The 16992-nt window shown below is 67.8% G+C and carries 16 protein-coding genes and 1 pseudogene; 13 read left to right on the top strand and 4 right to left on the bottom strand.

All coding sequences use genetic code 11. The annotated features are described in order from the left end of the window. Positions 1-225: 225 nt before the first annotated feature. Positions 226-984 (top strand): enoyl-CoA hydratase/isomerase family protein, encoded by a 759-nt coding sequence (locus tag EER27_RS04550; RefSeq protein ID WP_123086850.1) that lies wholly within the window; start codon positions 226-228, stop codon positions 982-984. A 134-nt stretch (positions 985-1118) separates the two neighbouring features. On the opposite strand, the gene EER27_RS04545 is transcribed toward EER27_RS04550, so the two are convergent. The 3 genes and pseudogenes from EER27_RS04545 to EER27_RS04535 all read right to left on the bottom strand — a co-directional run bounded on the left by EER27_RS04545 (position 1119) and on the right by EER27_RS04535 (position 3718). Then, positions 1119-1967: a sulfurtransferase gene (locus tag EER27_RS04545; protein ID WP_123086849.1), complete on the bottom strand. Its 849-nt coding sequence runs from the start codon at positions 1965-1967 to the stop codon at positions 1119-1121. Beyond that, a pseudogene (locus tag EER27_RS04540) lies at positions 1964-2766 on the bottom strand (CoA pyrophosphatase). The gene EER27_RS04545 and the pseudogene EER27_RS04540 overlap by 4 nt, the downstream one beginning before the upstream one ends. A gap of 268 nt (positions 2767-3034) precedes the next feature. Beyond that, positions 3035-3718 carry an FKBP-type peptidyl-prolyl cis-trans isomerase N-terminal domain-containing protein gene (locus tag EER27_RS04535; protein ID WP_123086848.1) on the bottom strand — a complete coding sequence of 228 codons (684 nt, stop codon included), beginning with the start codon at positions 3716-3718 and terminating at the stop codon, positions 3035-3037. Positions 3719-3947: 229 nt separating this feature from the next. Between EER27_RS04535 and EER27_RS04530 the strand changes: the two genes are divergently transcribed. The 4 genes from EER27_RS04530 (at position 3948) to EER27_RS04515 (ending at position 7231) form a co-directional block, all read left to right on the top strand. Beyond that, the gene (locus tag EER27_RS04530) at positions 3948-4730 is read left to right on the top strand and encodes an enoyl-CoA hydratase/isomerase family protein (protein ID WP_123086847.1); all 783 of its coding nucleotides are present in this window, start codon (positions 3948-3950) and stop codon (positions 4728-4730) included. Between the two features lie 53 nt (positions 4731-4783). Further along, positions 4784-5149 carry a hypothetical protein gene (locus tag EER27_RS17475; protein WP_123087253.1) on the top strand — a complete coding sequence of 122 codons (366 nt, stop codon included), beginning with the start codon at positions 4784-4786 and terminating at the stop codon, positions 5147-5149. A gap of 131 nt (positions 5150-5280) precedes the next feature. After that, positions 5281-5934: an endonuclease III gene (gene nth, locus EER27_RS04520; RefSeq protein WP_123086846.1), complete on the top strand. Its 654-nt coding sequence runs from the start codon at positions 5281-5283 to the stop codon at positions 5932-5934. A 145-nt stretch (positions 5935-6079) separates the two neighbouring features. After that, positions 6080-7231 carry an OprO/OprP family phosphate-selective porin gene (locus EER27_RS04515; protein WP_123086845.1) on the top strand — a complete coding sequence of 384 codons (1152 nt, stop codon included), beginning with the start codon at positions 6080-6082 and terminating at the stop codon, positions 7229-7231. Positions 7232-7536: 305 nt separating this feature from the next. Here the strand turns inward: EER27_RS04515 and EER27_RS04510 are convergent, their stop codons facing one another. Beyond that, positions 7537-9084, bottom strand: a complete 1548-nt coding sequence (locus tag EER27_RS04510; protein WP_123086844.1) for a glycoside hydrolase family 71 protein — start codon at positions 9082-9084, stop codon at positions 7537-7539. 319 nt (positions 9085-9403) lie between these two features. On the opposite strand from EER27_RS04510, the gene pstS (EER27_RS04505) reads away from it, so the two are divergent. The 8 genes from pstS (EER27_RS04505) to EER27_RS04470 all read left to right on the top strand — a co-directional run bounded on the left by pstS (EER27_RS04505) (position 9404) and on the right by EER27_RS04470 (position 16992). Continuing rightward, complete coding sequence (gene pstS, locus EER27_RS04505) at positions 9404-10423, top strand: phosphate ABC transporter substrate-binding protein PstS (protein ID WP_223807172.1); 1020 nt, start codon at positions 9404-9406, stop codon at positions 10421-10423. A gap of 303 nt (positions 10424-10726) precedes the next feature. Next, the gene (pstS, locus tag EER27_RS04500) at positions 10727-11818 is read left to right on the top strand and encodes a phosphate ABC transporter substrate-binding protein PstS (RefSeq protein ID WP_123087252.1); all 1092 of its coding nucleotides are present in this window, start codon (positions 10727-10729) and stop codon (positions 11816-11818) included. 165 nt (positions 11819-11983) lie between these two features. After that, positions 11984-12952 (top strand): phosphate ABC transporter permease subunit PstC, encoded by a 969-nt coding sequence (gene pstC / locus EER27_RS04495; protein ID WP_123086842.1) that lies wholly within the window; start codon positions 11984-11986, stop codon positions 12950-12952. Further along, positions 12952-13839, top strand: a complete 888-nt coding sequence (pstA, locus tag EER27_RS04490; protein ID WP_123086841.1) for a phosphate ABC transporter permease PstA — start codon at positions 12952-12954, stop codon at positions 13837-13839. The genes pstC and pstA overlap by 1 nt, the downstream gene beginning before the upstream one ends. 34 nt (positions 13840-13873) lie before the next feature. After that, positions 13874-14686 carry a phosphate ABC transporter ATP-binding protein PstB gene (gene pstB / locus EER27_RS04485; RefSeq protein ID WP_223807171.1) on the top strand — a complete coding sequence of 271 codons (813 nt, stop codon included), beginning with the start codon at positions 13874-13876 and terminating at the stop codon, positions 14684-14686. A 154-nt stretch (positions 14687-14840) separates the two neighbouring features. Then, positions 14841-15551: a phosphate signaling complex protein PhoU gene (phoU, locus tag EER27_RS04480; protein WP_123086839.1), complete on the top strand. Its 711-nt coding sequence runs from the start codon at positions 14841-14843 to the stop codon at positions 15549-15551. 229 nt (positions 15552-15780) lie between these two features. Next, positions 15781-16299, top strand: a complete 519-nt coding sequence (locus EER27_RS04475) for an RNA polymerase sigma factor (RefSeq protein WP_123086838.1) — start codon at positions 15781-15783, stop codon at positions 16297-16299. Positions 16300-16395: 96 nt separating this feature from the next. Further along, positions 16396-16992: an HvfA family oxazolone/thioamide-modified RiPP metallophore gene (locus tag EER27_RS04470; RefSeq protein WP_123086837.1), complete on the top strand. Its 597-nt coding sequence runs from the start codon at positions 16396-16398 to the stop codon at positions 16990-16992.

The following is a 16992-nucleotide window of genomic DNA, read 5'->3' as shown; positions in this document are numbered from 1 at the left end:
CAGCCCGTCATGTGCCGCGCTTCGCCCTGCTCCGCGGGCATGCACGTCCTCGGCGGACCTTCACCGGAGTCGACCTGCGACAGTCACCAACGCCCGACTGTCGCCGTTCGCGCGCCGATGCACGGAAGGATGCGGAAACGCCGAATTCGACGTCGACGTGCCGGCTCAGCATCGCGCACGACTCGACCGTACCGCCCATTGCCGCTGGATCCAGGGAGTGAACCCATGAGCCTCATCGAGACCATCCACCACGGCGACGTGGTCGAACTGCAACTGGCTCGCGCGCCGGTCAACGCCTTGAACCCCGAGTTGTGCCTGGCGCTGCGCGCGGGCATCGACAAGGCCGTCGCGGAGGGGGCCGGCGGCATCGTGCTCAGCGGTGGCCAGAAGGTGTTCTCCGCCGGCCTTGACGTGCCGCATCTGCTGTCGCTGGGTGAGGACCGCGCGGCATTGACCGCCGCCTGGCAGGCTTTCTTCGACGCTGCGCTCGCGATCGCGGCGAGCCCGGTACCGGTGGTCGCGGCGATCGCCGGACATGCGCCGGCCGGCGGCTGCGTGCTCGCGCTGTGCTGCGATTACCGGGTGATGGTGTCGGGGCCGGCGCGGATCGGCCTCAACGAGACACAGGTCGGGCTGGTCGCCCCCGAAGGCATCCAGCGGCTGCTGCGGCGTGTGGTCGGCGACTACCGCGCCGAGCGTCTGTTGGTCGCCGGCGAGATGGTCGATGCCGGGCAGGCCCTGCAGATCGGCCTGGTCGACGAACTCGTCGAAGTCGAACACGTGGCGCAGCGAGCGCGTCTTTGGCTCGAACAGCTGCTGGCCTTGCCGCGCGCGGCCATGCTGCAGACGCGCGCGATTGCACGCGCCGACGTCGCCGCCGCACTGCAGCCGCAGAACATCGAACTGCCGCGCTTCATCGAAAGCTGGTACTCGGCCGGCACCCAGCAGGCGCTGCATGCGCTGGTGGACCGGCTGCGCAAGTAGGTTCGTTGCGCGATCACGGGGCACGTCGTGACGCGGTTGCGTCACGACGGCCTTTTACCGGATTGCGTGGCAGGTGCGACTCCCTGCCTCGTACAGACCGCTGCCGTCCGGCAACGGCCACCGTACCTCGGCGCTCAGCCTTCGCCGGTCGCCACCGGTCGCGACGGGTCTTCCAGCCATCCGCTCCACGAGCCGGTGAATAGACGCGCGCCCGGCAACCCGGCATGCGCCATCGCCAGCAAGTGATGGCAGGCGGTGACACCCGATCCGCACATCACCACGGCCTGCAACGGCGCGCGGCCGTCGAGCAAGGCGGTGAATTCGGCGGCCAGTTCCTCGCGCGGCTTGAAGCGACCGTCGCGCAGGTTGTCGACGTACGGACGGTTGAGCGCACCCGGCACGTGTCCGGCAACGCGATCCAGCGGCTCGATCTCGCCGCGGAAACGTTCGCGCGCACGTGCATCGACCAGCAGCCCACCGGCCTCCACGTGCAATGCCGCCTGCTCGGCATCCAGCAGGAGGCCGCGCTCGAACAGTGCCTCGTAGACCGTCGCCGCGGGCGTCGGCACCTGATCGTCGACCGGCAGCCCTAGCGCGGTCCAGCGCGACCAGCCGCCGTCGAGCACGGCGACCTGTTCGTGGCCGAGTGCGCGCAGCAGAAACCAGGCACGCGCCGCGGCCAGAGCGCCGTCGCCGGCGTCGTACACCACGACACGGTGGGCCTGCGTGATACCCCAGCGCCCCAGCGCCGCGGTGAAGTCCTCGGCGTCCGGCCAGGGATGACGACCGCCGGTCTTGCGATGGTCGGACAGATCACGGTCGAGATCGGCATGGCGAGCGCCCGGAATGTGCCCGGCCCGCCAGTTCGCTTCGCCAGCCGTGCGGTCGGCGAGCACCACGCGCGCATCCAGCACCACCAGGTCGTCGTCGCCCAACGCATTGGCCAGTTCCTCGGCCGATACCAACGCTGTCCAGTTCGTCATCGCACGCCCTCCAGGCGTTGCCTCAGGTTGTACAGCATCGATGCGGTCGCGCCCCAGATGCGTTGCGCCGGGTAGCGGTACTCGAACACATGGCGGATGCGACCGCGGAATTCCAGCTCCCGTCGCTCGAGGCGATCGGGATCGAGCAACAGCGCCAGTGGCACTTCGAACACTTCGGCGACTTCGCCGGGGTCCGGGAGTGCCTGGTAGTCGGCTGCAATCAACGCGACCAGTGGCGTAACCCGGAAGCCGGTGATCGTCGCCAGCGGATCCAGATAGCCCAGCGGTCGGATCTGCGCTTCGTCCAGACCGATCTCTTCGCCGGCCTCGCGGATTGCGGCGGCACGCACGTCGGCGTCGCCGGGCTCGGTCCGGCCGCCGGGGAAACTCACCTGGCCACCGTGGTTGCGCAACCGATCGGTGCGCCGGGTCAACACGACCTGCAAGCCCTCCTCGCGCGGCACCAGGCCGACCAGCACCGCGGCGTCAACCAGGCTGTCGCCGTCGAGCAGGCCATCGAGCTCGTCGAGGTTCCAGCATGGCCCATCCGGTGGCGCGTCCAGCGGATGCAGCGCCGGTACCAGCTCGGAGACACTGGCCTGCAGGGTGTTCACCGAAGCCGCGACTCGCGTTCGGGCAGCACGGTTTCCATGAGCCGGAGGCGCTCGTCGTCGTTCATCTGCGACCAGCGGGCGATTTCCGCACCGGTGCGCAGGCAGCCGCCGCACAGGCCGTCATCGCGCAGCGTGCAAACGCCGGTGCAAGGGCTGAGGACGGCGCGGAACGATGGAGAAATCATGGGAAGGTTGTACCGGCACAGCCACGCCCGGAGGGCAGGCTGGCCTTGATGGTAAAAGCACGGTCGAGACCGGACGGAACCGCGAACGGCCGCAGCGGGCGGTCCACATTGTGCAGGACGGCACGTGTGCGGTGGCACATGCAGGCAGGATCGCGCGATTCGCACGGGCCTGCACCCACCATCCCACCAGGCATCACGCCGGCCAGAAATGCGTTGCGCCGGCAAGCCGGCGCAACGCGGAAACCGCTGGGCATGCCTGCCCGGCTGTTTACTTGACGCTGATCAGCTTGACCTCGAACTGCACCGCCATGTTCGGCGGGAACGGCGTGTTCGGGTTGGCGCCATAAGCGTGTTCCGGCGGCAGGGTGATTTCCCACTTCGAGCCGGCGGGCATCATCAGCAGCACGTCGCGCATCGCCTTCATCTCGATGTCGCTGAGCTTGATGTCCGGCATCGCGCGGCCCTGGGCGTTCTGCGGCTGGCGCTCGCCCCATGCAAACGGGCCGGCGACTTCGAGCTGCACGGTGCTGGCCAGCGTCGGCTTGGCGCCGGTGCCGGTCTCGACGATGCGGTACTGCACGCCGCTGGCAAGGCTCTGCACGCCCGGCTTGCCCTTGTTGGCGGCAACGAAGGCATCGCTCTTGGTCTTGTTGGTGGCCGCGGCAGTTTCCCACTCGGCCTTGGCCTTGGCGGTCTGGCGGGCCTGCATGGCCTGAACGGCAGCGCGCAGCTGGTCGACGGGAACCGTCGGCGGCGTCTTGCTGTTGCCGTCCCGCAGGCCCTTGATGATGGTGTTGATGTCGACCTGCTCACCGCTCTCGGCGACGTTGCGACCAAGGTCGTAACCCAGCGCGTAGCTCAGCTTGCCCTTCTCGGTCGAAGTGTCCTGTGCAGCGGCGTTGCCGGCCAGAACCATGGCCGCGACAGCGGCAGCGATCAAACGCAACTTCATTCGGTGGAACCTCCGGGGGTTGATCGAGGCCGTGATGCGGCTTCGACGGAATAACGCAATGTCGGTCTAATCGGCCCGAATTGACGCGCTAGGATAACGACGCCCGCCCTTAACCGCCACTGACGTCGCCGGGGTCTGACCACGGCAGCGCCAGCGAGTTCCATCGTGGCTAAGTGCTTGTCCTGCTTGCCAAACCACGCCCCCCCCCGCGACCCCAGCCGGAACCCACATGTCCGAATCGCCCCTGCTCGTTTCCGATCACGGCGCCGTGCGCCGCATCACCGTCAATCGCCCCGACAAACTGAACGCGCTCAACGCCGCCACGCTCGACGCCCTGCTGGTGGCGTTCGACGCGGCCGCCGACGACGCGTCAGTACGCGCGGTAATCCTGACCGGCGCTGGCCCGAAGGCCTTTGTCGCCGGTGCCGACATTGCCGAGATGAACCAGCTGACGCCGGTGCAGGGCCGCGATTTCTCGCTGCGCGGGCAACGGATGATGCGTCGCGTGGAGAAGATGCCAAAGCCGGTGATCGCGATGGTCAACGGTTTCGCCCTGGGCGGTGGTCTGGAACTGGCCATGTGCTGCCACCTGCGCATCGCCGCCGACACCGCCAAGGTCGGCCAGCCGGAAATCAACCTCGGCCTGATCCCCGGTTTCGGCGGTACCCAGCGCCTGCTGCGCCTGGCCGGCCGTGCGGCGACGCTGGAGCTGTGCCTGGTCGGCGCACCGATCGACGCCAACCGCGCGCGCGAGCTCGGCATCGTCAACCGCGTGGTCCCCGCCGCCGAGCTGGAGGCCGAAACGATGAAGCTGGCCGAACAGCTGGCCGGCGCCGCACCGCTGGCCCTGCGCGGCACGCTCGACTGCATAAACGTCGGTGGCGAATGCGGCATCGAGGAAGGCCTGGAGTACGAAGCCGCGCAGTTCGGCCTGATGTTCGCCACCCAGGACATGCGCGAAGGCACCAGCGCGTTCCTGGAGCGTCGCAAGCCGGTGTTTGGCGGCCAGTGAGTCCGATCGGCCACTGCCCGAACTGCGGCTGCCGCGATGCCGGCGGCACCGCCGTGCATGCGGTGGTCGCGGCATTGCTCGACGGCGACGTCGATGCCGCGCTGGAACGCGGACTGCTGGTCACGCCGGCGTGTCTGGCCTGCGATGGGGCCTGCACCGCCGTGTTCGCCAACGCACGCGGCGAGCGCCAGCGCGCGCTGGCCGCCCGCGAACGCTACCGCGAGCGCGCGACGCGGTTGCAGCGACGGGCCGACGAGCGCGCGCAACGCCGCCAGGCCGGCGCGGGCGCAGCAACGGGTCCCGCCTCCGAGGCAACCCAGACACCGCAAGCCCCGGCGCCTCGCCCCGCACTCCCGTCGGCCGCCGCCGCGGCACTGGCTCGTGCCAAAGCGCGCGCCGCGGGGCAGGAACCACGATGAGCAAGACGACAAGTCCGCCGGCAAGATCGCGCACGCCCGGTGCCGCAAAACCCGGACTGCGCAAGGCGAAGACGGGCACCGCCGCAGCGTCCCCAGCTCGCAAGCCGGCCGCGCGTGGCAGCACTGCGCGCATGCCAGCCGCAGACGCCGAGCGGATGTTCGAGCGACTCAAGGCGCTCAACCCCAAGCCGGTCACCGAGCTGGAGTACACCAGTCCCTACGAGCTGCTGGTGGCGGTCGCGCTGTCGGCGCAGGCCACCGACGTCGGCGTCAACAAGGCCACCCGGAAGCTGTTCCCGGTGGCCAACACGCCGCAGGCGATCGCCGCGCTCGGCGTCGAAAGTCTCAAGCGCTACATCGCCACCATCGGCCTGTACAACACCAAGGCAGCCAACGTGGTGGCCATGGCCCATCGGTTGATCGAGCACCATGGCGGCGACGTCCCGCGCGACCGCGTCGCGCTGGAAGCCCTGCCCGGCGTGGGCCGCAAGACCGCCAACGTGGTGCTCAACACCGCGTTCGGCGAACCGACGATGGCCGTCGATACGCACATCTTCCGCGTTGCCAATCGCACCGGCCTGGCGCCGGGCAAGACCGTGCGCGCGGTCGAGGACGGCCTGTTGAAGGCCGTGCCCGCGGCCTACCTTCACGACGCGCACCATTGGCTGATCCTGCACGGCCGCTACGTCTGCAAGGCCCGCAAGCCCGATTGCCCGCACTGCGCGATTCGCGACCTGTGCCGATTCAAGGACAAGACACCGGGGGAGCCGGACGCAGTGACGTGACGGGGACGGCAGCGTGGGCGTGATGGCGATGCCCCTGGCGGCTTCATCAAAGCGTCATCCCGCGGACACAAGTCAGCGTTGTCACATTTACGCAATCTTCACAACCTAGGCTGCGCCGCACCTCTCCACGTTCCAGGCCGCCGCAATGAAACTCTCCCGCAACATCCTCGCCGTCGCCCTGCTCGGCGCCATCGTCGCCCCGGCCGCGCACGCGGAAATCGCGATCGACGTGATCGGCGGTTCCGAGATCACGTTCGAAGGCCTGGTCCAGGCCGACTACAACAAGTTCAACAGCGACGTGGCCAACCTCAATGCCGACGCGCCCGATGGCACGGACGCCGACCAGGAGCTGCGCCGCGCCGAGCTGGTGCTCAAGGGCAAGGGCCCGGGCAACATCGAGTGGGTGATCGGTTACGACGCCAAGGCCGACAAGTGGCTCGACGTCAACGCCAAGTACAAGCTCGGCGGCGACAGCAACCACTACCTGCAGCTGGGCCAGTTCAAGCAGCCCAACAGCCTGGAAGAGCTGTCCTCGACCAAGAACAACGACTTCATCTCCAAGGCGATGGTGACCAACACCTTCGCCGTCGCCCGCCGCCTCGGCGCTGGCTACACCTTCGGCACCAACGACTACAGCCTGACCGCCAGCTACTTCGGTCGCGAGCTGACGCGCAACCTGGCCCACGGTTCGGGCTACGGCCTCCGCGGCACCTGGGCGCCGATCAACGACAAGGGCAACGTGCTGCACCTGGGCCTGTCGTACGTGAACTTCGACACCGATGCCGACACCCTGCGCTACCGCGCGCGTCCGGACGCCGACCTCGCCGGCGCCCGTCTGGTCGACACCGGCAACCTCACCAACACCGACCGCGTCTCGACGATCGGCCTGGAAAGCTTCTACGTGCACGGCCCGCTGAAGCTGCAGGGCGAGTACATGAAGTCCGATGTCAGCCGCTACGGCACCAACAGCGACGACTTCAGCGGCACCTCGGGTTACCTCAGCGGCGTGTACAACATCACCGGGGAGACCTGGGGCTACAAGGCCGGCGTGCCGACCACCGGCCTGCCCGACGATCCGGCGACCGGCATGTGGCAGGTGGGCCTGCGCTACGACACGATGGACCTGGACGACGGCAGGGTGCTTGGCGGACAGATGGACACCGTCACCGCCGGCGTCAACTGGTACTGGCGTTCGAACTTCAAGTTCATGCTGAACTACGTCAAGGCCACCAGCGACCGCCGCGGCGTCAGCGATGACCCGAGCATCATCGAAGGCCGCGTGCAGTTCTTCTGGTAAGCCACATCAGCCAGGTCGGGCGCTACCGCACCCGTCCCGGCGATACCGGGCCCGCACGTCACAGCCACAGTGCCGGGTCCTGAACGAAGAAAGGCGCGACTCCGGTCGCGCCTTTTTCGTATCCCGCGTCGGAGATTCCCATCCTGCGCGGAACGCCGCCATCGGACCGTGGGGCTTCGCCGCGCACGCATGAGCACAAGAGCGTCCGCGTGCCACGCACGTCGTTCTCACACCCTGCCAACTCCCGACGCACCCGCTGAAGGCGTGGTGCGCCGGAAGTGCATGCCCGTGGCGACGCGACGGAATTACTCAGGCAACGGACGCTGGCACTCGATGCTGCCGCCCGCGTAGTACGTCAGGTCCTGATAGGTCACCGACGCCGTGCTCGACACGCGGCTGGCCAGCGATTCGATCAGTTGCCCACCGCGACGCAGCTCGAACTCCGGCCGGGTGCCGGGCACCAGCGGCACCTTGAACGAAACCAGTCCGGCGTTCGCGTTCAATTTGCGGATGTTGCTGCCCTGGCGGATCGTTAGCTCACCCGGTGCGGTCAGCAACGCCAGGAGCTCGACGTTGTTCTCGGCCGCCGGACCGGCCGGGATCTTGAACGCGCCCGCGGTCTGCTTGGTGGTGTCGTACGGCGCATCGGCGCGCTGCTTGCGATGGAAGTAGTACAGGCCATCACGCTGGATCGGGGGCGCCACGCCGGTCTTGAACCACGCGGTGTAGTACGCGGTCAGGTCGGCCACGGCATAGCCGCGGTCACGCGATGGTGCGATCTGCGTCTCGCTGTAGTCGTTCCACGTCAGCAGCGTCAACCAGTCGGCATCGCTCTCGATCGCCTTCTGGAAGAAACCGCGCATCGTCGAGCTGTTGGAGGGCTCCCAATGGCGCAGCTCGAGCAGGGTGTCCTTGCGCACGCGAATGTCCTGGAACGCGGCACGGGCGATCCACTTGACGCCGTGATTGCGCGCTTCGGTGGCTTCGGTGACGTTGGAGGAAGCCTGCGTCGCCCAGCGTCCATCCCAGCGCGAGTAACCGTCGATGGTGCGGTACCACTCGTCCGGGTCCGGCAGCGCGGCTATGGTGCTGCGCGAAAGGAAGAACGGGTACCACGCGGTCTCCACGCCTTGGGCCTGCAACTGGTCGAACAGCAGTTGCCACCATTGGATCGGCTTGCCGCCGCTCGACGCCGGCCGCTCCGGATAGAACGTCACCAGCGGCAGGCGCCCATCGGGCAGACGATAGACCGACGGGTGGTTGGCGACGGCACGGATGGTTGCCGCCAGCTCGTCGGGCAGTGCGTTCGCTTCCTTCGGGAAGCCGGGGCCGAGCACGATCTTGAAGCCCGGATCGACCGCCTGCGCGGCGGCCAGCATGGCGTTCACGCGGTTCCAGCGGTCGTCGGAATGCTGTTGCCGGTGCGACATCTCAAGGATGAAACCGTCCAGGCCCATCGCAATGGCCTGGCGGATCTCGACCTCGAAGTTCAACTGCCGCCAGTTGGATTCGGGCCGCTTGGGCATCGTCAACGGCCGATCGCGCAGGGCGCCGCCGGTGTTGCTGTACTGGCTGCTTCCGCCGGTGGGGCTCAACCAGCGGTCGTACCAGTTGCTGCTGTCGGCCTCGTTGCTGATCGACAACGGGTACGGCGGAAAGTACCAGGCGAAAACCTTCTTCTCGGAGGCGCGCAGCACTTCGATGCTGGGCTGCGCGAAGGCGTAGCACTGCGACGAGGCATTCGCGGCGACGTTGGCGGGCGTGCGAGGCCCCGCGCTCATCGCGGGGGGCGCCATCGCCAATGCGATCAGCACGGCGGCACATCGGACCAGGCGCGGACATGAAGCGATCATGACGGTCTTCCTTGAGGGTCGTTGTTGGCGGCACGACGACACGCGTGTCGTCTGCCGGACGGTGAATCCTTGCGTGCAGGCGACGCTAGTGAGCGAGTGCCGTGGATGCAACGGCGCGAAAAAGAAAGTGCTAAGCCACGCACACAAACCTCGCCAGAAGCTGTGTTCCAGCCGTGGACGCAATGCACCAGCCGCGGTATGTCGCGAGGCGATCGACCGGCGTCATGGGACCGAAACATTCGCGACGCGCGGCTGTCACGAGACCGTTATGAAATGGCCGCGGGCGGGCTACGCCCGTGTCGTCCTCCAGGAGTCCTTCGTGTTCAAGTCCATCCAGTTCCGCCTCGCCGCGATTGCGTTGTCCGTCGCGTTCGTGGCCAATGCGCAGGCTGCCGACGTAACCGGCGCCGGTGCTTCGTTCGTGTATCCGGTCATGTCGAAGTGGTCGGCCGATTACGCCGCCGCCAGCGGCAAGCGCGTCAATTACCAGTCGATCGGCTCCGGCGGCGGCATCGCGCAGATCAAGGCCGCGACCGTCGACTTCGGCTCGTCCGATGCGCCGCTGCGTCCCGAAGAGTTGGCGCGCCACGGCCTGGCACAGTTCCCGTCGGTGATCGGCGGCGTGGTGCCGGTGCTCAACGTGCCGGGCATCCAGGCCGGTGCGATGAAGCTCGACGGCGCGCTGCTGGCCGACGTTTTCCTGGGCCGGGTCACCAAATGGAACGACCCGCGCATCGTCGCGCTCAATGCCGGCCTGCAGCTGCCCGACCTGAAAATCACCGTGGTCCACCGCTCCGACGGCTCGGGCACCACGTTCAACTTCGTCAACTACCTGTCCAAGGTCAGCCCGCAGTGGCAGTCCACGGTGGGTGAAGGCACCGCCGTGAAGTGGCCGATCGGCATCGGCGGCAAGGGCAACGAAGGCGTCGCGGCTTACGTCAAGCAGATCCGTGGCGGCATCGGCTACGTCGAGATGTCCTATGCCCTGCAGAACCGCATGGCCTACTCGCGCCTGCGCAACGCCGCCGGCAACTACGTCAACCCGAGCGATGACAGCTTCCAGGCCGCCGCCGCGAGCGCCGACTGGGCCTCTGCCCGCGACTTCTACCTGGTGATGACCAATGCCCCGGGCGAGAACTCCTGGCCGATCACCGCCACCAACTTCATCCTGATGTACAAGCAGCCCAAGAATGCCGCCGGCGCCAAGAACGCCAAGGAATTCTTCCGCTGGGTGTACGCCAACGGTGACGCGCAGGCCAAGGCGCTGGACTACGTCTCCCTGCCCGACGCGCTGGTCCAGCGCATCGAGGCCTACTGGACGCAGAACATGGCGTACTGAGCCGGCGGCTGACCGGATCAAACCGAGGCGCACTCCGGCTTCGTGCACGACCTGCGACGGGCCTTCGGGCCCGTCGTTCGTTGGGCCGACCGGGCCGACCGGGCCGAGCGCCGCGCATCCGCGCCATCTCGGGGCCCGCAGCGGACGCCCGCCCGGCCGGCCCACAACCCGGAAAGCCTTGCGCACCGGCACCCGCCCCCCGTGAATGAAGGGCAGGTTGCCGGTGTCATTGCCGTGTAACAAAAACATCATTTCATGGCGCCATCGCCGACCGCCCGGTCGGCCTTCGTCATGGAGTTACGCATGAAGTCCTCGCCGGTACGCCTTGCGGCCCTTTCCCTCGCCATCGTGGTGGCCGTTGCCGCGTGCAAGCCCGGTGCCGACGCTCCGGCGACCGCCGACGGCGCCACCGCGCCCGCAGCCGGTGCGCCTGCTGGCGACCGCGTCGCAGCCGAGATCACCGGCGCCGGTGCGACCTTCATCTTCCCGCTGATCTCCAAGTGGTCGGGCGATTACCACCAGGCCACCGGCGCGAAGGTCAACTACCAGTCGATCGGTTCCGGCGGCGGCATCGCGCAGATCAAGGCCGGCACGGTGGACTTCGGCTCGTCCGACAAGCCGCTGTCGAGCGAGGAACTCGCTGCCGCCGGCCTGGGGCAATTCCCGTCGGCCATCGGCGGGGTGGTGCCGGTCGTCAATGTCGAGGGCGTCGCGGCCGGCAAGCTGCGCCTCACCGGCCCGCTGTTGGCGGACATCTTCTTGGGCAAGGTGGCCAAGTGGAACGATCCGGCCATCGCCGCGATCAATCCCGGCGTCGCCCTGCCCGACCTGAAGATCAACCTCGTGCACCGCTCCGACGGATCGGGCACCACCTTCAATTTCGCCAACTACCTGTCCAAGGTCAGCCCGGCCTGGAAGGACAGCGTCGGCGAAGGCACCTCGGTCAAGTGGCCAGGTGGTGTCGGCGGCAAGGGCAACGAAGGCGTGGCGTCGTACGTGCAGCAGATCAAGGGTTCGATCGGCTATGTCGAGCTGGCCTATGCGATCCAGAACAACATGGCCTACACCACGCTGCAGAACGCCGCCGGCAACTGGATCGAGCCCAACGCCGCGTCGTTCCAGGCCGCGGCCGCCACCGCCGACTGGGCCGGTGCGAAGGACTTCAACCTCGTGATCACCAATGCCGCCGGCCCGCAGGCATGGCCGATCACCGCCACCAATTTCATCCTGATGCACAAGCAGCCCAAGGACGCCAAGCGCAGCGCGGATGCGCTGGCGTTCTTCAAGTGGGCCCTCGAAGGCGGCCAGCCGCAGGCGCAGGAGCTGCACTACGTGCCGCTGCCGGCCGAGCTGGTCACCCAGGTGAAGGCGTACTGGGCCGCCGAGTTCAAGTGAGGCTGGCAGCCCGTCCGCGCCCCGCGCGGACGTGGCAGCCGCGTCGTACTGGCCATGCCCCCGACGCGGGGCCGTGACACGAACCGGGTTGACCGCAACGCCTGCCCACCACCCGCGCGCCTGCTCCAGGACGGAGCAGGCAGGACATCGCCCTTGCGAGTACCGATGAACACCACCACCCTCCCCGCCACCGCGCCCAGCCGCCGCGACGTGCTCGATGCGCGCAACGACCGGCTGTTCCGCTACGCGCTCAATGCCACCGTCGCCCTGGTGCTGGTGGCCCTGGCGGGTGCTGCGCTGTCGATGCTGTGGGGCGGCCGCCACGTGCTGGCGACCTCCGGCCTGGATTTCTTCATCACCACCGAGTGGAACCCGGTCGAGGACAAATACGGCGCACTGGTGCCGATCTACGGCACGGTGATCACCGCCCTCATCGCCATGCTGATCGCGGTACCGGTGAGCTTCGGCATCGCGTTCTTCCTGACCGAAGTCGCACCGCGCTGGCTGCGCGCGCCGGTGGCCACCGCCATCGAGCTGCTGGCCGGCATTCCGTCGATCATCTACGGCATGTGGGGCCTGTTCGTGCTGGTGCCGGTGATGACGGAATACGTCACGCCCTGGCTCAACGACCACGCTGGCGAGCTGCCCGTCATCGGACGTTTCTTCCAGGGTCCGCCGCTGGGCATCGGCATGCTCACTGCCGGCATCGTGCTGGCAATCATGGTCATCCCGTTCATTTCCTCCGTGATGCGCGAGGTGTTCCTGACCGTGCCGACACGACTCAAGGAATCGGCCTACGCACTGGGTTCGACGCGCTGGGAAGTGAGCTGGGACATCGTACTTCCGTACACGCGCTCGGCCGTGATCGGCGGCATCTTCCTCGGCCTGGGTCGCGCGCTGGGCGAAACGATGGCGGTGGCGTTCGTGATCGGCAACAGCGTCAACTTCTCGGCTTCGCTGCTGGAGCCGGGGACCACCATCGCCGCCCTGATCGCCAACGATTTCGGCGAGGCGACCGAAACCTATCGATCGGCGCTGCTGCTGCTGGGCTTCGTGCTGTTCGTGGTCACCTTCGTGGTGCTGGCGCTGGCACGCTTGATGCTGATGCAGCTGTCGCGCAAGGAGGGCAATTGATGAACGCCACCACCGCTTCGGTCGTGTCGCCTGCCGCCGCGTCCCTGTATCGCCGTCGTCGCATCGCCAACGTGGTCGCACTGACGCTGTCGTGCGCGGCCGCGTTGCTGGGCCTGTTCTTCCTGGGCTGGATCCTCTGGACGCTGGTGGCCAAGGGCCTGGGCGGCATCGACTGGGCGCTGTTCTCCCAGGACACGCCACCGCCGATGCAGGTGGGCGGCCTGCGCAACGCGTTCTTCGGCAGCGCCGTGATGTGCGCGATCGCGATCGCGATCGGCACCCCGCTGGGCATCGCCGCCGGCACCTGGCTGGCCGAGTACGGTGCCGGCCGCAAGCTCGGCACGGTGGTGCGCTTCGTCAACGACATCCTGCTGTCGGCGCCATCGATCGTGCTCGGCCTGTTCGTCTACACGCTGGTGGTGATGCAGAGCGGCGGCAACTTCTCGGCACTGGCAGGCGCGATCTCGCTGGCCTTCATCGTGCTGCCCGTCGTCGTGCGTACCACCGACGAGATGCTGCGGCTGGTGCCCTCGCAGATGCGCGAAGCCGCGCTGTCGCTGGGCGTCCCGCAGTGGAAGGTGATCGTGCAGGTGCTGTACCGCAGTGCCTCGGCGGGCATCGTCACCGGCGTGTTGCTCGCGCTGGCACGCATCTCCGGCGAAACCGCACCGCTGTTGTTCACCGCATTCGGCAACCAGTACTGGAGCACCGACGTATTGCAGCCCATCGCCAGCGTGCCGGTCGTGATGAACCAGTTTGCCGGCAGCCCCTACGAAACCTGGCAGACGCTGGCCTGGGCCGGCGCCCTGGTGCTGACCCTGTTCGTGCTGGTGATCAGCCTGCTGGCGCGTGCTCTCATACTGCGCAACCGGGTGAGCCATGACTGACCTTTCGATCCAACCCGACCTGCGAACCCCGCCCATGAACGACGCCCGCATTTCCCTCGCCATGCCCGCGCGCGCCCCTGCGGCCGAAGTCGCCCCGGTCAAGCTCGCCGCGCGCGGGCTGAACTTCCACTACGACAAATTTCACGCGCTCAAGGACATCCACCTGGAGATCCCCGAGAAGCGCGTGACCGCGCTGATCGGACCGTCGGGCTGCGGCAAGTCGACGCTGTTGCGCATCTTCAACCGCATTTATGCGCTGTACCCCAAGCTGGTGGCATCGGGCCAGGTGCTGCTCGACGGCGAAAACATCCTTGACGCCAAGTACCCGATGAACCGGCTGCGCAGCAAGGTCGGCATGGTGTTCCAGAAGCCGGTGCCGTTCCCGATGACGATCTTCGAGAACGTCGCCTACGGCATCCGGCATCACGAGAAGCTTTCCAAGGCCGAGATGGCCGTCCGCGTCGAGGGCGCGCTGCGCCAGGGCGCGCTGTGGGACGAGGTCAAGGACAAGCTGGGCCAGAGTGCACTGGGACTGTCCGGCGGCCAGCAGCAGCGGCTGTGCATCGCCCGCGCGGTGGCGCTCAAGCCCGACGTGCTGTTGCTCGACGAGCCGACGTCGGCACTGGACCCGATCTCCACCAGCCGCATCGAACAACTGGTGGAAGAGCTCAAGAAGGACTACACGATCGCCATCGTGACCCACAACATGCAACAGGCCGCGCGCGTGTCCGACTTCACCGCCTTCATGTACCTGGGCGACCTGGTCGAGCACGGCCCCACCGAAACCATCTTCCAGAGTCCGACCCGGCAGCAGACCGAGGACTACATCACCGGCCGGTTCGGCTGAGCCGGACGCGTCACGCCGACACGACGACGGTGGCGCAGCAGGTGCAGGCGACGCGACGTCGCCGCATGCAGCGCGCGCCCTTTCCCATCCCGCCCATCGGGCACCTTCTTCCGGAGGAAGGAGGGAACCACATCAAGGACGAAGGAGCACCGACATGAGCCCCCCAATGCACGACCACATCGTCAAGAGCTACGACGACGAGCAGCACCGCCTGCTCGACGAGACCCTGCGCATGGGCGAGATGGCCGCCTCCCAGCTGGAGGCCGCGCTGGACGTCGTGCGACGCCGCGACGGCAAGGCCGCCGAGCGCATCATCGCCAACGACGAGGCGATCGACGCGCTCGAGCAAGAGATCAGCCACGACGTCATGAAGCTGGCGCTGCGCGGGCCGATGGCGCGCGACCTGCGCCAGATCCTCGCCGCGATCCGCATCGCCTCCGACATCGAGCGCATCGGCGACTACGCGGCCAACGTCGCCAAGCGTTCGACGGCGCTGAACCTGTCGCCGCCGCTGCCGCACGTCAACGGCCTGCATGCGCTGGGCACGCTGGCGGTGACGCAGCTGCGCGATGTGCTGGCCGCGTACCGGACCAGCGACGTCGAAGCCGCGCAGCGCGTTCGGGCGCGCGACGCCGAGGTCGACCTGGCCTACACCGCGCTGTTCCGCGAGCTCCTGACCTACATGATGGAGGACGCACGCAGCATCACTGCCTGCACCCACCTGCTGTTCATGGCCAAGAACATCGAGCGGATCGGCGACCACGCCACCAACATCGCCGAGAACGTCTGGTTCCTCGTGCGCGGCGAGGAGCTGCTGCCGCCGCGCGAGAAGCGCGACGACAGCAACACCGCCACCGGGCCGTAATCGACCGGTTGCACTTGCTGGCTGGACTCGCTGGCTGGACCCGGTAGTGGTGGGCCGAGCTCGGTTGGCTGAACCCGCAGGGTGGAGCGCGGGGGCCGAATCCCCAGCCTGAATCCGCGCAAAACCACGGCCCGGGGCATCGCACCCGGGCCGAACCGTTTCGGCCCTCGCTTGACTCTTCTCCGATGCGTGGTGGGCAATCCCTGCCCTACTGCCGGAGAATCGTCCCATGGCCGCCATCGTGATTGCCCCCGACGACCTGCACGCCGCCCGCCGTGGCGATGCGATGGCGCTCGAGCGCGTGCTGGCCCATTCGCGCCAGGACCTGCGCCGCTACGCCGAGTACCACTGCGTCATCAACGACGTGGAGGACGCGGTGCAGGAAACCCTGATCACCGTCTCGCGCAAGCTGGCCGACCTGCGCGCGTTGGAGTGTTTCACCTCCTGGCTGTTCCGTATCGTCAAGCGCGAATGCAACCGCCTCAAGCGCGCCATGCGCACGATCAGCGGAGACGTGATCACCGACGACATCCTGCCGCCGGTGCAGCACGAACCGGCCGAATGGCGGCACGATGTCGCTGCCGCACTCGAGTCCCTGCCGGCCCACTACCGCGAAGTGGTGTTGCTGCGCGACCTCGAAGGCCTGACCATCGCCGAGATCGCGGACCGGCTCGACATCGGCCGCGAAGCCGTCAAGTCGCGGCTGCATCGCGCACGTCTGCTGGCGCGCGAGTACCTCGACCGCTGACCGTAATGCGACGAATGCGTCAACCTGCCGGCTCGTCACTGGCGTAGATTCCTGCCTTCAGTTCCCCCAACCCCGTCCATCCAAGGAGAGACCCGCATGAACAGCAAGAACCGCAAGCCGATGTCGCTCGCCGTTGGCGCCGCCCTGATTGGCGGCCTGAGTCTGAGCGCGTCGGCCTTCGCGATGAGCGACCTGACCCAGGGCTACCTGCTCGGCGCGCAGGAAGCCGCAGCCGCCGCGGCCCCCGCCGAAGGCAAGTGTGGCGAAGGTGCGTGCGGCATGACCAAGATGGACACCGACCAGGACGGCAGCCTGTCGCAGGCCGAGTACACGGCCGCGCACGGCGGCGACGGCAGCGGTTTCGCTGCACACGACACCAACGGTGACGGTTCGATCAGCGCTGCCGAGGTGGAAGCCCACCACGCCGCCAAGGCCGGTGAAGGCAAGTGCGGCGAAGGCCAGTGCGGTGGCGACAAGACCGCCGGCGAAGGCAGCTGTGGTGGCCACGCCGCCGCAGGCGAAGCCAAGGCTGCCGAAGGCGGCTGCGGTGCCCACGCCGCTGCAGCGGCACCCGAGGCGGCCGCTGCGGCTCCGGCAGCAGCTGCCGCTCCGGCGCAGACCGCACCGGCTCCCACCTTGGTCCCGGCCGCCAAGAAGGCCGCCGAAGGCAAGTGCGGCGGTTCGACGCCGTAA

The sequence above is a fragment of the Montanilutibacter psychrotolerans genome (assembly GCF_003719825.1).
GTDB lineage: Bacteria > Pseudomonadota > Gammaproteobacteria > Xanthomonadales > Xanthomonadaceae > Montanilutibacter > Montanilutibacter psychrotolerans.
This window is presented reverse-complemented; position numbering and strand designations above follow the sequence as displayed.

Excerpts from the sequence above, each read along its gene's own strand:
- EER27_RS04550 (WP_123086850.1), top strand. The coding sequence starts at position 226 with ATGAGCCTCATCGAGACCATCCACCACGGCGACGTGGTCGAACTGCAA.
- EER27_RS04545 (WP_123086849.1), bottom strand. The coding sequence starts at position 1,967 with ATGACGAACTGGACAGCGTTGGTATCGGCCGAGGAACTGGCCAATGCG.
- EER27_RS04535 (WP_123086848.1), bottom strand. The coding sequence starts at position 3,718 with ATGAAGTTGCGTTTGATCGCTGCCGCTGTCGCGGCCATGGTTCTGGCC.
- EER27_RS04530 (WP_123086847.1), top strand. The coding sequence starts at position 3,948 with ATGTCCGAATCGCCCCTGCTCGTTTCCGATCACGGCGCCGTGCGCCGC.
- nth (WP_123086846.1), top strand. The coding sequence starts at position 5,281 with ATGCCAGCCGCAGACGCCGAGCGGATGTTCGAGCGACTCAAGGCGCTC.
- EER27_RS04515 (WP_123086845.1), top strand. The coding sequence starts at position 6,080 with ATGAAACTCTCCCGCAACATCCTCGCCGTCGCCCTGCTCGGCGCCATC.
- EER27_RS04510 (WP_123086844.1), bottom strand. The coding sequence starts at position 9,084 with ATGATCGCTTCATGTCCGCGCCTGGTCCGATGTGCCGCCGTGCTGATC.
- pstS (WP_123087252.1), top strand. The coding sequence starts at position 10,727 with ATGAAGTCCTCGCCGGTACGCCTTGCGGCCCTTTCCCTCGCCATCGTG.
- pstC (WP_123086842.1), top strand. The coding sequence starts at position 11,984 with ATGAACACCACCACCCTCCCCGCCACCGCGCCCAGCCGCCGCGACGTG.
- pstA (WP_123086841.1), top strand. The coding sequence starts at position 12,952 with ATGAACGCCACCACCGCTTCGGTCGTGTCGCCTGCCGCCGCGTCCCTG.
- pstB (WP_223807171.1), top strand. The coding sequence starts at position 13,874 with ATGAACGACGCCCGCATTTCCCTCGCCATGCCCGCGCGCGCCCCTGCG.
- phoU (WP_123086839.1), top strand. The coding sequence starts at position 14,841 with ATGAGCCCCCCAATGCACGACCACATCGTCAAGAGCTACGACGACGAG.
- EER27_RS04475 (WP_123086838.1), top strand. The coding sequence starts at position 15,781 with ATGGCCGCCATCGTGATTGCCCCCGACGACCTGCACGCCGCCCGCCGT.
- EER27_RS04470 (WP_123086837.1), top strand. The coding sequence starts at position 16,396 with ATGAACAGCAAGAACCGCAAGCCGATGTCGCTCGCCGTTGGCGCCGCC.